This window comes from Parundibacterium terreum (assembly GCF_014636315.1).
Taxonomy (GTDB): Bacteria; Pseudomonadota; Gammaproteobacteria; order Burkholderiales; family Burkholderiaceae_D; genus Undibacterium; species Undibacterium terreum.
Genome location: NZ_BMED01000002.1, coordinates 769529 through 784538, shown reverse-complemented (window position 1 = coordinate 784538; position 15010 = coordinate 769529). Strand labels below are relative to the sequence as shown.

Annotated in this window: 14 protein-coding genes; all 14 read left to right on the top strand. The window is 53.6% G+C overall.

Features of this window, described 5'->3' with window-relative positions:
* Positions 1-100 precede the first annotated feature (100 nt).
* Positions 101-676, top strand: coding sequence for a Pvc16 family protein (locus IEW12_RS12535; protein WP_188566365.1), 576 nt, complete (start codon positions 101-103; stop codon positions 674-676).
* A 329-nt stretch (positions 677-1005) separates the two neighbouring features.
* Positions 1006-1536 carry a hypothetical protein gene (locus IEW12_RS12530; protein ID WP_188566364.1) on the top strand — a complete coding sequence of 177 codons (531 nt, stop codon included), beginning with the start codon at positions 1006-1008 and terminating at the stop codon, positions 1534-1536.
* Positions 1537-1553: 17 nt separating this feature from the next.
* Entirely contained in the window at positions 1554-3080 is a 1527-nt protein-coding gene (locus IEW12_RS12525) for a phage tail sheath family protein (RefSeq protein ID WP_188566363.1), read from the top strand.
* A 63-nt stretch (positions 3081-3143) separates the two neighbouring features.
* Complete coding sequence (locus IEW12_RS12520; RefSeq protein WP_188566362.1) at positions 3144-3608, top strand: phage tail protein; 465 nt, start codon at positions 3144-3146, stop codon at positions 3606-3608.
* Positions 3609-3615: 7 nt separating this feature from the next.
* A complete protein-coding gene (locus tag IEW12_RS12515; RefSeq protein WP_188566361.1) occupies positions 3616-4083 on the top strand; it encodes a phage tail protein in 468 nt (155 codons plus the stop codon).
* A 15-nt stretch (positions 4084-4098) separates the two neighbouring features.
* Positions 4099-4263: a DUF5908 family protein gene (locus IEW12_RS12510; protein ID WP_188566360.1), complete on the top strand. Its 165-nt coding sequence runs from the start codon at positions 4099-4101 to the stop codon at positions 4261-4263.
* 2 nt (positions 4264-4265) lie between these two features.
* The gene (locus IEW12_RS12505; RefSeq protein WP_188566359.1) at positions 4266-4943 is read left to right on the top strand and encodes a CIS tube protein; all 678 of its coding nucleotides are present in this window, start codon (positions 4266-4268) and stop codon (positions 4941-4943) included.
* A 34-nt stretch (positions 4944-4977) separates the two neighbouring features.
* Complete coding sequence (vgrG, locus tag IEW12_RS12500) at positions 4978-6768, top strand: type VI secretion system tip protein VgrG (protein WP_188566358.1); 1791 nt, start codon at positions 4978-4980, stop codon at positions 6766-6768.
* Positions 6769-6781: 13 nt separating this feature from the next.
* On the top strand, positions 6782-7081 hold the full coding sequence (locus tag IEW12_RS12495) for a PAAR domain-containing protein (RefSeq protein ID WP_188566357.1): 300 nt from the start codon (positions 6782-6784) through the stop codon (positions 7079-7081).
* Between the two features lie 31 nt (positions 7082-7112).
* On the top strand, positions 7113-7526 hold the full coding sequence (locus tag IEW12_RS12490; RefSeq protein WP_188566356.1) for a GPW/gp25 family protein: 414 nt from the start codon (positions 7113-7115) through the stop codon (positions 7524-7526).
* Between the two features lie 15 nt (positions 7527-7541).
* Positions 7542-11351: a baseplate J/gp47 family protein gene (locus IEW12_RS12485; RefSeq protein ID WP_188566355.1), complete on the top strand. Its 3810-nt coding sequence runs from the start codon at positions 7542-7544 to the stop codon at positions 11349-11351.
* The gene (locus tag IEW12_RS12480) at positions 11348-12166 is read left to right on the top strand and encodes a hypothetical protein (protein WP_188566354.1); all 819 of its coding nucleotides are present in this window, start codon (positions 11348-11350) and stop codon (positions 12164-12166) included. Before IEW12_RS12485 ends, IEW12_RS12480 begins: the two co-directional genes overlap by 4 nt.
* Before the next feature lie 4 nt (positions 12167-12170).
* Positions 12171-12506, top strand: coding sequence for a hypothetical protein (locus IEW12_RS12475; protein WP_188566353.1), 336 nt, complete (start codon positions 12171-12173; stop codon positions 12504-12506).
* Complete coding sequence (locus IEW12_RS12470) at positions 12499-15009, top strand: baseplate wedge protein (RefSeq protein ID WP_188566352.1); 2511 nt, start codon at positions 12499-12501, stop codon at positions 15007-15009. The genes IEW12_RS12475 and IEW12_RS12470 overlap by 8 nt, the downstream gene beginning before the upstream one ends.
* The last annotated feature ends 1 nt before the right edge of the window (position 15010 follow it).

Sequence of the window (15010 nt, the reverse complement as noted above, 5' to 3'; positions counted from 1 at the left end):
AATAATAGATATATTTAGCCTTATGTTCGTTATTTAACTGAATAAAAAGTTTTTAGAGTGTAGCGAATCTTCGCTGCGTCAACTTTGATCGGAGGGATAAATGATAAGTGCAGCACTTAGTCATCTAGCCTCTCAGTTAAACCAGCAATTCAAAAACAATTTCCAGTTGATCGAAGATGTCGTCGTCGTGTCCAATCTGGTGGAGTTGGATGGCAGCGTCGCGCCCGGTGCCAACAACAAATTGGTATTGACGCTGGTAAATATCGAAAAAGACACCATGCCTTTCCGGCCAGACCCGATGACGCGCAGTCGGGATCAGCGCCAGCTACAGTACAGCGCACCCCTCTATTTAAATCTCTATCTGATGATGTCGGCCAATTTTGGCGCCGGCAACTATGCTGAATCCTTAAAGTACATTTCTCACGCAATCGGTTTCTTTCAGCAAAGACCGGTATTCGATCAGCAAAATAGTCCGGGGCTGGATGCAAGAATTGAGAAGCTGATACTGGATATAGAAAACCTCGGCATTCCCGACCTGAATAATCTATGGAGCTTGCTTGGCGGGCGGTATCTGCCTTCGATGTTTTACAAGCTGCGAATGATTACGGTCGACGCCGCAGCGATTACAGGTCAACTGCCTGTCGTCACCGATCTCCAGCATTCAGCGGAAAATTGAGTTGACGTATGGCGCGCTTCCTTCCCCTTTTTACAGTCGTCGTAACGCATGAGTTTTACGATGATGCAGCTGCGCCCAACCTACGCTTTGCACCTAGCGTAGCTGCTGCCGCGATCATGCAGGCAGAGCGCCTGCTGATGCGCAGCACCGTCGCAGGGATAGAAATCTGGCAGGAGCAATCCGAATTCTTTCCGGATAGCTTATCCGCCGGTCCGTTGCATCTGAGTTTCGATGTCTTTTCCAGCGACCCCATGATGAATTTCTACACGGACTGGCCGGTCGCTCCGCCTTTGCGGTTTTGCAGCGCCTCATTGCCGGCATCGAGGGCCATGGAGGCTCTGCAGGCTTTGTCGTCTGCCGAGACGAGCGGCGAGGCGCAGCGAAAACACACTCAAGCCCATTGGAATGGCGCGGCCAGCTCGGCAGAACAGCCGGTATTTTCTGTGGATATTGAATTTCACCAGGCATGGCCGGCGGGCGAAGAAGTAAACGAAATACGGCAGGCAAAAATCTATTCGATTGCTCTGAAATCGAAAAAAATTCATTGGAAATATTTTTTCTTTGGAAGTTTGGCAGAAAAAAAATTAAGCATAGTCGATCTGGATGCGGCCGAAACTGCGATGGGGCTCAGCTTTGTTCCTTCGCCGTTGACAGCCATCGATAGCGGATCTGCTTACCTTTCGGAGTCAGCGCTACCTATGCAAAAGCTACCCCGGAAGCGCTTGCAGTTGCGGGAAGAGGGTGTTGCAGGAAAAGTATTAATAAGGCGATTGCCGAACGCCAGCATTGAAAAACTTGGCAAAGAGCGAGGCCCCAACGGACAGTCCATGATCGTTGCGGAAATTTATATCCATCAATAATTTTCAAAGGAAGAGATATGGCTGCTCCGTATAAAACCCCTGGCGTCTACATCGTTGAAAAAAACGCCTTTCCGAATTCGGTGGTGGAAGTCGCCACTGCGGTTCCGGCATTTATCGGTTATACCCAGATTGCAGACAATAAGGGAACTTCGCTGGCAAGAAAACCCTGGCGTATTACCTCGATGACAGAATTTGTGAACTACTTCGGCGGAGCACCGGCCGACAAGTTTGATATCGTAAAAAAGACGGACGCCGACTCCAGCAGCGATTTTAAAAGCGGCAATGACGAATACGTGCTGAAGCGTCCAAACGAGAAGGTCGATACCTATCGCTACTACCTGTATTACAGCATGCAGCTGTTTTTTCAGAACGGAGGCGGCCCTTGCTACATAGTCTCTGTCGGGACCTATTCCGACACCGGCGTTGTCAGAAAACCTTTGGAAGAAGGCATAGACCTTCTGCTCAAGGAGCAAGAACCGACCATGGTGGTCATACCTGATGCGATGGCATTGGCAGAAGACGATTGCATAGGTCTGCAACAATACAGCCTTAAGCATTGCGGCTTCCAGATGAAAAATCGTTTTGCGATTCTGGACATCTATAACGGCTACAAAGAACGCACCGACCCTCCCACCGATTGTGTGGCGGCATTCCGAGGCGATCTCGGTACCAACTTCCTGAACTTTTCTGCAGCCTACTACCCCTGGCTGAATACCTCCATTATCCAGACGACCGACCTGGATTTTGCAAGCTTCGTCGATGTAAAAGCAGTCAAAGACCTGCTGCTGGCGGAAGCAGGTGGCGAGGCTGCTCCGAAAGATTTGAAGGACATCCTGGCGCAGGTAGGCGATGCCGGACGGGATGCCACGCAGAAGACCTATTTGTCCGACGATGAATTGCACAAGATCCTGTTTTCCGTTAGTGCGACCTATGCAAATATCTTGCTGGCGATTAAGCGGAAGTTGAACCTGTTGCCGCCGGCTGCTGCGATGGCTGGCGTATATACGATGGTGGATAACGCGCGTGGCGTGTGGAAGGCGCCTGCCAATGTCAGCCTGGCGTCGGTGATTTCACCGGCTGTCAATATCACGCATGACGAGCAGGAAGACTTGAACGTTACCACCGCCGGCAAATCGATCAATGCGATTCGCAGCTTTATCGGCGAGGGCACGCTGGTCTGGGGCGCCCGCACTCTGGACGGCAATAGCCTCGACTGGCGTTACATCAACGTGCGCCGCACCATGATCATGATAGAAGAGTCCTTGCGCCTGGCCACCAAGGCCTATGTGTTCGAACCCAATGTCAGCGGCACATGGGTCACCATCAAAAGCATGGCGAACAACTTCCTCACCGGCATCTGGAAACGCGGAGGCCTGGCCGGCGCCAGCCCGGAGGATGCATTCAACGTGAGCGTTGGCCTGGGTGAAACCATGACACCGGAAGACATCCTTGAAGGCATCTTGCGTGTGACGATTTTGCTCGCACTCAGCCGTCCTGCCGAGTTTATTGAAATAACCTTCCAGCAGCAAATGCAAAAATCCTAGCTCGTCGTCTCTCATCTGATGAAGCGACTTTTTAAATTAATTAACTGACTAAAGAGGTTTGTTATGGCAGACGACGGAGTAAAACAATCAACCAATGTATGGCCTATGCCGAAATTCTATTTCCGCGTGAAATGGGGCGATAAGGACGTCATATCTTTCCAGGAAGTGTCGGGCCTGGACATACAGTCGGAAGAAATCAAATACCGCCACGGCGATAGCCCGATCTTTTCCGTGATCAAAATGCCGGGCATGAAAAAATTCGGCAATATCACGATGAAAAAAGGCGTATTCAAGGGCGACAACAAGTTCTGGGACTGGCTGAATCAGATCAAGCTCAATACCATCAAACGCGTGCCGGTCACCATCAGCCTGCTGGATGAAACCGGCAAGGACACCATGGTCTGGACGCTGAGCAATGCCTGGCCTACCAAGATCTCCAGCACCGACCTGAAATCCGAAGGCAATGAGGTGGCGATTGAGTCAATTGAAATCGTTCATGAGGGCCTGACGATTACAACTCCCAAGTAATAGCTAGATGAGCGGCGATTATTTTGAAGACGGATACCCGCCACCGGCATTCTATTTCACGGTAGGTTTTGGCAGCGGTAACCCGATTGCCGACACTGCTTTCAATGAAGTGTCGGGAATCGGAACTGAAATTGAAACCGAGTCGGTGGTGGAGGGGGGAGAGAACCGCTTTGTCCACCAGCTTCCCAAGCAGCTTAAGCATGGGAACCTGGAGTTGAAGCGTGGCATTGCGCAGTTCAGCTCCCCTCTGGTGGGCTGGTGCCGGGCCACGCTGGAAGGCGAATTTTCCACCATTCTTCAATTGCGGACCATTATTGTGAAATTGAACGGCGAAAAAAAACAGGTGCTGCGTGCTTGGGAATTCAATGATGCCTATCCCGTCAAGTGGAGCGTGGACGCCTTTAACTCCACCAAGAATGAAGTGGCGATAGAGAAAATCGCCTTTGCCTATTCTTTTTCCAAGCGCACCGTTTAAACCCGGGACCTACCCATGCCGATAGAAATTAAAGAACTCATCATAAAAACCACCATTGTTGACCGGCCCACAGAGAATTGGGAAGAATCAACAACTGTGCCGCAGGCTCTCAAGGACGAAATTTTAGTCGAGTGCCGCAAGCTGGTCCTGAATTTATTGCGAGAACGTGGAGAACGCTAAGCATGGCCGGGCAAAAAACCTTATTGAAAATTTCGGCCTGCACGGTCTCCAAGAGCGGCACTATCAGCGTTGATACTTCGCGGCCCACATTTCAGGCGTTGATCAATCCTTCGGGCTATGGGCGCGACTACTCCATCCGTTATGCGAAAAACCAGGCATTGGGGCAAGCCAGCAACGAAGCCAAGTTTCACGCCAGCCAGCCGGAAAAACTCACGCTGAAAGAGCTGGTTCTGGACGGGACCGGCGCAGTGCCCGGCCTCACAAAAAGCGTGAAGGCGCAAGTCGAATCCCTGCGTAATACCGTCTACACCTACGTCGGCACCAAACATGAGGCGCCTATAGTGCAGGTGGTATGGGGCAGCCTGATTTTTTATGGCCGCGCTGAAGGCCTGAAGTTTGACTACACGCTGTTCAAGGCGAACGGCGAACCCTTGCGCGCAAAAATTTCTCTCAATTTTGTCGAGTACCAGAGCGCTTCTGAAATCGTCAAGGAAGAGGGACGAAAGTCCCCCGACCTGACACACCTGGTGACAGTCAAGGCAGGCGACACGCTGCCCTTGCTGTGTGAAAAAATTTATCGCGACCCGTCTTACTATCTGGCGGTTGCGCGTATCAACGGACTGACTGCATTTCGCCAGTTGGAGCCGGGCACCAGCTTGCGCTTTCCGCCACTGGGCTAATTTTTATTCTGCAGATCATCTGGAAAGAGTTTTAATGGCAATTTCTCCCTTAGCCAGCAGTACCGGTGTTTTAAGTTTCACCATAACCTGCGACGGCAAGCCGGTGCCCGATATTGTGCAGGTCGTATCGGTGGAAACCAATCACGGTGCCAACCGCATTCCTTCGGCGACGATTACCGTCATTGATGGCGATATGCCGAACGCCGCATTTCCTGTCAGCGACGCGGGCAACTTCAAACCGGGCACGGTAGTGGTCATCAATGCCGGCTATGACGAGACGGTCGCGCCTATTTTTACGGGAGTCGTTGTGAAACATTCGGTCAAGATAACGGGCGACAACTATGCGCGCCTGATTATCGAGTGCCGCGACAAAGCGCTGGCGATGACAGTCGGACGCAAAAATGCAAACTATGTGGAAAAAACCGACAGCCAGATTATTTCCGCACTGATTGCCAAGCATGCAGGCCTGAGCTCGTCCGTTGATGCTACCAGCATTACTTACAAAGAACTGGTGCAGTACTACGTGACGGACTGGGACTATATGATGGCGCGGGCCGAAGCCAATGGCTTCCTGGTGACGGTAGACGCAGGCGAGATCAGCGTCAAGGCACCGGTGGCAAGCGGCGCGCCGGTGCTGACCCTGACCTACGGGATGGATTTGATCGAATTTCATGCAGACCTGGATGCACGCTGGCAGTTGAGTTCTGTGACGGGTACCAGTTGGGACCTGGCAAAGCTGGCGGTGGTGCACCAGACTGCACCGCCCGTCACGCTGACGGGGCAGGGCGACATCACTTCGGCGACGCTTGCAAGCGTGCTGGGGGCGGGCGACTTTGGTTTGCAGACAGCCGCTCCGCTGGAGAGCGCCGCGCTGACGGCATGGACCAAGGCGCAGCAAACCAAGGCGGCCTTGTCGCGGATTCGCGGCCGCATGCAGTTTCAGGGGAGCTCGCTGGCCAAGCCGGGCGTGCTGCTGGAACTGGCTGGCGTCGGCACGCATTTTAACGGCAATGTCATCGCCAGCAATGTCATTCATCGCCTCCAGGATGGCAACTGGATCAGCGAAGTAGAGTTCGGCATGCCGGCTTATTGGTTCACCGAGGATCATCAGTTGCAGGCGCCTGAAGCCGCAGGATGGACAGCGGGCATTTGCGGTTTGCATATCGGTATTGTATTGAAACTGGATGCGGACCCGGAAGGGCAGTACAAGATCCAGGTCTCGGTACCGCTCATGAATGCCGAAACTGCCGGCGTGTGGGCGCGCTTCGCCAGTTTTTACGGTTCAGCCGGTTTTGGCGCCTTTATCATCCCCGAGATTGGGGATGAGGTCGTACTGGGGTTCTTCAATAACGATCCGTCTTGTCCGGTCATTTTAGGCAGCCTGTATAGCAGCAAACACGTTCCGCCATATGAATTAACGGCGGAGAACAATTTCAAGGCGCTGGTCACGCGCAGCAAATTAAAAATGGAGTTTGATGACGACAAAAAGGTTATCACCTTTATTACGCCCGCCAAAAACAAGGTTGTGATCAGCGACGATACGCAATCCATCTTACTGTACGACCAGAACAACAATAAGGTGGAACTCAGCCCTACCGGGATCTTGCTGGATAGCCCAAAGGACATCACCATCAAGGCGCTGGGCAAGGTGGCGATCTCGGCCGTGCAAAACGTCGAAATAGCTGCTCAGATGGACGTCAAGACTACTGGGCTAAATATCAATAACACCGCCAATATCGGCTTTTCCGCCAAGGGTGCCGCCACGGCGGAACTGTCGGCGGCAGGGCAGACCACGGTCAAAGGCGCCTTGGTCATGATCAACTAACAGGAGCATTGAAATGCCACTTGCTGCCCGCATCACCGATATGCACGTCTGCCCCATGGTAACGCCCGGATTGCCGCCGATACCGCATGTCGGCGGGCCGATTTCCGGGCCCTGCGTTCCGAATGTTCTGATCGGCGGTTTGCCGGCCGCAGTGGTGGGCGATTTGTGCGTCTGCGTGGGGCCGCCGGACTCCATTGTGAAAGGAAGCGCAACGGTATTGATCAGCGGCAGGCCGGCTGCCCGCATGGGGGACACCACGGCGCATGGCGGCAATATCGTGCTGGGTTTTCCGACCGTGATCGTTGGCGGTTAATTTCTAATGGATTTATTTTTGGCAGATCAAAGTGGATACGGATATCTCATTTCTCGGTACCGGCTGGAGTTTTCCGCCGGAGTTTTCCAGGCGCGGCGTTGTCAAGATGGTCAGCGCAGACGAAGACATCAAACAAAGCCTGCGAATATTGCTGTCAACGACGCCCGGTGAGCGCGTGATGCAGCCAAGCTTCGGCTGCGGTTTGAAGAGCCAGATTTATGAAAACGTCAATGAAAGCACGGTCACGGTTCTTAAGGACTTGATCAGGCGCGCAATCCTGTTTTTTGAACCGCGTATCGTACTGGAGTCCATCCTCGAAGATACCTCGCTGGCACAGGAGGGGCGCCTTGATTTTTCCATTTTTTATACCGTCATCAGCACCAACGCCAGGCACAACATCGTCTATCCGTTTTATTTCCGGGAGGGGACAGATGTGCAATTTTAATGCTGGCCCATGCTGATGATGAAATCACGCATCATTGTCACTGACGGCCGGGATCAGTTGCATCGCCGTCCGCCTGCGCTGAGCGGCGATTATTTTCAGCCTAGCGAATTGTCGTTTGAGCAGCTCATCGCCCTGGCGACCGAATATGCTCGCCTGATGCGCTTCTATCAGCTGGATTTGCGCGCCGAGGGCGACTGGCATCAATTTTTTAGCGCGGATGAGGCCATTTTCATGGCGTCTGTACTGGCGATTGATACCGATAAGATGTTAGCGCAGTTTGAAGTCCGCCTGCAGGAGCAGCCGGTGTATGGATACTGGTTCCGCCCGGATATTCAGCGGCCGCTGGAGGGCGGGTATCGCGACCGGATTGATTCGCCCATGCTGGTAGCGCGTGCGCTGAATGCCTGGATGAAGTCCGTCACTTCCCTGCATGGACAGGTCGGCGAGGAGGTAAGGCAACTGCTGCAAGGAATTTTGCGCGGCTTGAAATGGGAAATGCGGACACTCGTCGCATCCGCGCCGCCGTCGCTGATGCGTGTTGCTGGCAGGGTATTTACGCCGCATTTCATCCATCTGACAGACCTGGATACCGCACCCGTTCCGGAGAAGATGCAGGATTTTTCCGCCAGCGAGATTCGCCATAATTTTCATACACTGACACAGGCAATACGTATGCTGCAAAACGGCATCCGCAGTCTATTGCCGCACTCCTTGCTGAGTGGCCAGCATGACCCGGGAACTAGCCTGCTCATAGCTTTTATCCAGCTGTTCCAGCAACTGCAAAAACGCCTGAATCGTTTCGGCGACAAGCGCATCGACTTTTATTTCCAGCGCGTGCTGGGCATGCAGGCCCAGGGGCAAAAAGCAGACAGCGCTTTTCTGGTGATACGGCCCACAGCGGCGGCGCGGCAGATTCAGATTGATGCAGGCACGGAATTTATTGCCGGTGTCGATGCTGATCAGCACGACATCGTCTACGCAACCGGCAGTGCGTCCATGCTCAGCGATGCGCGCGTTGCAGCAATCCATTCGCTGTATTTCGATCGCCACTTTTCACATGCCTCAGGGACAAATGAGGTGCTGGGGCAGTCGGCACCCATGTTTACTACGGCAGGCTGTTACCAGCGGCAGTTCGATTTGCTGCAGCTCGACAGTGACGAGAATGAGCATGAGAAATTGCCGCCGGTACCCCTGATGGGGGCGCCTAAACCGGGTGAGCAACTGCACGGCGGCACTACAGCCCGCTTTGGTTTTGCCGTCTCCAGCAAGGCCTTGCTGATGCGGGAAGGTGAGCGTACCGTTCGCGTGCTGTTCCAGTACCGCGACCCGGCAGAATCGTCCAGCGCAAATGATCCGGGCGCCCGGAAACACCCTATCGAAGATAGCCTGAAAAGCATAGTCGAGCAATTGCAGAGCGACGCAAAGCGTAGCTCCGAGCAAGCCGGTTCGATCCGTATGAGCGATGTGTTCGTCAAGCTGTTCCGCAGCATGTTTCGCATTGGATTGACGACGCAGGATGGCTGGTATCAGGTAAGCGAATATCGTCCTGAGTATCGGGCGCTGAATCTGGATCTGCCCGAAGACTGCCTTTCCATAGAATTTGTATTGCCTGCCAGCGTACCGCCAATTATTAGCTACCAAGCTGCGCTGCATGGCCCGGGTTACGAGACGAAACTGCCGCTGATGCGGTTTGAGATGACGCAAAATGAATATCGCTATCCCTACGACATCTTGTCGCAATGGATTTTGCAAGATATCCGTATCGAAGTCGATGTCAAGGCAGTGCGGCGCCTGGTGCTATATAACCAGATAGGGCAGTTGAGCGCACTGTCGCCCTTCATGCCTTTCGGCCCCTTGCCTGCCGTTGGGTCTTATCTGATCATCGGTTGCGAAGAAATCCTTTACAAGCAGTTGCGCGATTTATCTATCGACGTCGAGTGGACAGGATTACCGATAGGGCTGGGTGGATTTGCCGCCTATTACCGTACTTACGATATCCCGCTGAGGAGCAGCGAAGTTCTGGCGAGCCTGTCGGTGCTGGCGGACGGTAAGTGGATCCGGGCCGGCAATGCCGCCAATCTGTTCCGCTACGAAGTGAATTCCGACGGCAGCCCCAGTAATCTGACCAGCGCCGAGAACAACATCAGCTTTCTTCCGACGGTGCAATACTACAAGCCCACCGGGGCATTGCCCGACCCGGGGGCCGCTGCGTTCGGTTACACATCGAGCAATATGAACGGACTCTTCAAGCTGACACTGGATAGCCCCGAGGCGGCGTTAGGGCATCAGGAGTATCCTGCGCTGCTTTCGCGGGTGCTGACGCACAATGCACAGCAAAAGAAGGCGGTTCTGATGCAGCCTTTGCCTAACCCGCCTTACACTCCCCAGATCAGTCGCATCGCCTTGAATTACAAGGCGGTATCAACGATCAACTTTGAAAAAAACCGTTCGGCCGCAAATCAGGGCGATCAGGAAAGCTTCATTCACCTGCATCCTGTGGGCTGGCAGACCATGTTTTCGGGCGACACCAAGGAAATCTCCCAGATTCCTGCCTATAACGCTATGGGCAATCTGTTTATCGGTGTGGAGGGAAAGCAATTGAGAGGCACGCTGTCGCTGTATTTTTATCTGCGTGAAGACTCCTTGCCGATGACGCATATAAATGATAGCGGATTGGCATGGTGGTATTTGTCGGGGAACCGCTGGCGCAAGCTGGACGCGAATAAAATACTGGAAGACTCTACCAAAGGATTCATGACCAGCGGCATCGTCTTATTGCAACTTCCTGACGACATCGATACCGACAATACGGTAATGCCTGCCGGTAAGTTCTGGCTGAGCGTATCGGCAGAGCATGGGGTGGAGCGCTTTTGCAGCCTGTATTCGATTTATGCGCAGGCAATCAAAGTCACCTGGCGCGCCGACCAGGGCAAGAAGCCGGACGCCATCATCCCCGCGATGCGCATCACCAAAAGCCGCAGGAACATTCCGGGTGTCGATAGCATTTATCAGATTCGCCGCTCGTTTGACGGCAAGGCTGCGGAGAGTGCGCAGCAGTTCAGAGTTCGTGCCAGTGAGCGCCTGCGCCATAAAAATAGAGCATTGACGCCGGCCGACATCGAGCTGCTGATTCTGGAGCAGTTTCCGCAAGTCTACAAGGTCAAGTGCTTCCCGAGCCTCTGTTCGGAGGAAGATCCTAAACGCCGCCTCCGCCCGGGCCATATCCTGATTGTTGCGATCCCGTATCTGAATCGGGACGGGCACGTGAATCAAAAGCCGACGCTGAGTGGATTCCTGATTCACGAAATCGAAAAATTCGTCCGGCAATACGCTTCGCCAGATGCCAGCATCAGCGTTGAAAATCCGGTCTATGAAGAAGTGCAAGTGCGCTGCACGATCAAATTGACGTCGCAGCTCAATAGCGGCCGCCTCAGCGAAAAAATCAATCAGGCGCTATGCGACTATCTGTCGCCTTGGAATGCAAAGGGTATCAATCAACACTTCGGATGGATACTGCGCCAGCACGATGTGGTCTCCTTCCTGCTTGACCTTGGCTATGTGGAAGAGGTCAGCGGTGTGTCGTTGCTGCAGATTGTTCCTGTTGGCGACCGTGCCGACCGCTTGTATTCGCTACGCGACAACGCCACTGAAAGCATAGAAAAAAAATCGATCAATCCCAGCTATCCCTGGAGTATTGGCGTTCCCATGAACCAGCACTGGATCGTGCTCACGGATAAATCTGAGCCAAAGCCGCCTACGCCGATAGGTATCAATGAGCTCAAAGTCGGTTCCACCTTCATCATTCCGGCGAGGAAAAAATTATGACAAGAAGAACCAGGGCTATGCTCAAAGAACAGTTTGAGCAAGGAAAAATGCCTACACAGGAAGATTTCTCCGAGCTGATTGAGTCAATGCTGAACATGCTCGATGAGGGATTTGAAAAATCTCCCGAGGCTGGTTTCAAAATTGCGCAATTGCGGGATGGGAAGCTGTTCAGCTTTTACAAAGACATTAATATTGGTAATGCCCTGTGGTCCCTGGGCTTGGACAAGGCGACCAACAGCCTGAACTTTCAGGATGCGAAAAGCCATTCGCTGCTGACGCTCTCCAGCAGTGTCGATGCCGACGGAATCCAGCGCGCCACTGTCGGCATACTGCAAAATAATCCTCAGCATGAACTTGATGTGGCCGGAACAATTTCCTCGCATGCGCGTGTTGGCCGCAGCGGTGAACTGGCCGTTCCCGCCGACGGCAATTGGTATGACATCACCGACTACATGACAGGCTGCCAGGCCTGGGAAGTAATGGCCGGCGCAGGCGCAAAAGACAGCGAAGGCCGCTACGCGCTGATGCACGCCTTTGCGTTGAATGCGTTTAACACGAACGGGCATATCACCTACCATCAGACCCATTTTGGAAATAAATGCAGCCGCATTGAGCTGCGCTGGGTCGGCGGAGGCGAAGACAAATCGTTTGAGTTCAAGTTACAAATGCGGGTCGGTTGCACCTACGGCGACGATGTCTGGATCAAGTATCACATGACGCAGCTGTGGCAGGATACCCTGATGCTGGAAAGCGACCAGAAGCCCTTGCGTCAGCCTACCCCGCAGTACGATGGAAAAGGCAAGGCAAGGAGCTGACCGCATGTCTGAATTGACGACCAAATACGTAAGCCTCGAGCTTACGCTGGCGCAGGGAAATCTTATCCTGGAGGGGCTGGCCGAGCGGCCATTCAAGCAAGTGTTTGAGCTGATCGGCTACCTGAATCAGCAGGCGCGTGCGGAATTCGCTGCGGATAGCACTGAAGAGTCGGCGGCGACGTTTGTATTGAGTTCTGCGCAGGTCCGCCTGATCCTCGAAGCGCTGGGCGAGATGCCTTTCAATCGCGTCCATCGCCTATTGCAAAGCATGCATCAGCAGATGCGGGCTGCCCAGCAGCAGTCCCGGCAATCGGCCGAGGTGAGCTTGAGTGATGACTGAAGACCATATCAAGCGCCTGCAAAGCGATCCCGACGGCCTCGATTTTGACGGCCTGCGGCGCAAGGGCATTGATTTGCTGCAGGCCTTGTCGCGCGGTCAATGGACCGATTACAACCTGCATGATCCCGGTGTCACATTGTTGGAGCTGCTCTGCTATGGCCTGACAGACCTGGTTTACCGTACCGATTTTGACGTTGCCGATTTCCTTGCAGGCCCGGAAGGGGACATAGCATTTCGCCAGCAGGCGCTGTTTCCGCCGCAAGACATCTTTCCCAACCAGCCGGTCACGGATATCGATTTTTGCAAGCTGATTTACGACAAGCTGGCGTCGGTTGACGATGTGTGGATCAACTCTTCCCAGCGTAAAGGCATGGCGAACGGCCTATTCTCCGTGTATATAAAACCGCGCCGATCCTTGTTTCATGCCGGCGAGCTATCTGACGAAGAACTGAGGAAAAAAGTGATTTCCTTGTTGTCCGAGCACCGCAATTTGTGCCGCGATGTCGATCAGGTGTATGTGGTCCGCTCCGAGCCATATACGCTGGGCGGCGATATAGAGATTGACGACAGCCGCCCCGCCGCCGAAATTTATGCAGATATCTATTTCCGTTGCGCCAAGTTGATTTCATCGGGCGGCCAGGTTACCCGTTTTGAAGAAGCACTGGCGCAAGGCATGAGCTGGGAATCCATGCTGGAAGGTCCGTTGACCTACCATGGCTACATCAAGGACAACCATTTTGCGCAATCGAACTATGAAATCGATTCCATCAGGTTGATCACTCTGGTGCGCCACATCCGGGGCGTCAAGCAGGTTAAAAAGCTCTTTCTGATCGACACCCAAGGCAATGCGATTGAGCAGATCCGCCTGGCACAATCGGGCGATGTGTGCCCCGTCCTGGCTTTTCCTTCTACACCGGCGGCAACGCAATCTCTGCGCCTGATGCACGGCAAGAGTGCCGGACAACTGCCCGTCGGCGCACAGGATGAAGACCCGCAAATGCCCAACAGGCATACGGTACAGTTTCGCGAGCAGGTTGCCTTATATCTCAGAAAGCTGGAATTCGAACATGATGCCTTCCGCAATAACGAGGGCAACCTGGAACGGCTGATCAAGCTGCCGCAAGGCCAGTATCGTACGCTTGGCGAATACTCGTCGATAGGCGAGCATACACCTGACATTTATGGCATTAACCATTACGGCGTGCCGAAATCCGACCCGCCGGAGGTCCATGCGCGCGCGCGCCAACTGAAGGCCTATCTATATCCTTTCGAGCAGATGATGGCGAATTATCTGGCCTCGCTGCAGGGACTTAAAGAGCTTTACTCGATCAGCGACACGCTCGACAAAACCTATTTCGCGCAGTTCCTGCGGGATAGCGAAGTACCCAACCTGGAGATCCTTTATCAGGAAAATGCCACACCCGGAGAAGTGGATGCGGTGCTGCATGAGCAAGATACATTTACCGACAGGCGCAACCGCGTGCTGGACAGTCTGTTGGCGATGTATGGCGAAGTGTTCCCTGCGGACAGGATGCGGCGCTATGACGTTTATCACACTGAAGATGTAGATAAGCATCTTATCCGCTGCAAGATTCGCCTACTGCACCATCTTTGCCAATTAAGCGCCGACCGCGGAAATGCGATGAATGTGCAGGCAGCATACTGGACAGGAGATAACTATGCAGCCATCCAGCATCGCGTTCAACTCCTGTCCGGTGCGAGCGAGGGCGCGGTTGGACGCTCGCTGATCGCCGGCCTCGGCGAAGGAAAATTGGAGTTTATCAGTAATGCACGCTATAAAAAAAGGCTGGAGCAGCTAGCCGACTATCCGCAAGAGGTGCGCTACGAACAGACCATGGCGCTTGTCAGGAGCGTTGCAGTGCCGGGCGCGATGACGGATGTGCCGCACGGCGTGGTTTGCCCGTCACTGATGCTGGCAGGCATACATCGAGAAAATTATCGCGTGCTGCCGGTTGGGGAAAAACAAGGCTGGCTGTGCCTGAATGTCGACGATGAACACTGTTGGCCTATCATGCTTTTGCCCACGGATGAATTGGCTGGTGCAGCCCAGCAATTGCAAAATAAACTCATCGCCCTGAGCCAAACTTGCGAAGGCTTTCACCTGCTGGAGCATGTGTTGTTGCGCCCACGCGGCAACAAGGTGTCGCGAACGATTTCAGAAGATTTTTATGCCCATCGTATCAGCGTGATCTTACCTGTTTTCACCGCGAGGTTTACCGATCCGGGTTGCCGCGCATGGATGGAGTTGTTGATTGTGCAAAATTTGCCGGCGCATGTCCTGCCCGAATTTTATTGGCTGGATTTTGCGTTGCTGGCGCAGTTTGAGTTGCGATACCGGAATTGGCTGGAGTTGTTAAGCGGCTTAAGCGGACCAAGCGTGGGGGCGGGGGAAGCTGCAGAGCAGACAGATATCGCAGCCGACCAGCTTATCGAATTTCTCAGAAAATCTTCGCAGCAGCATAGTCACCGGTACTGGTTATAAG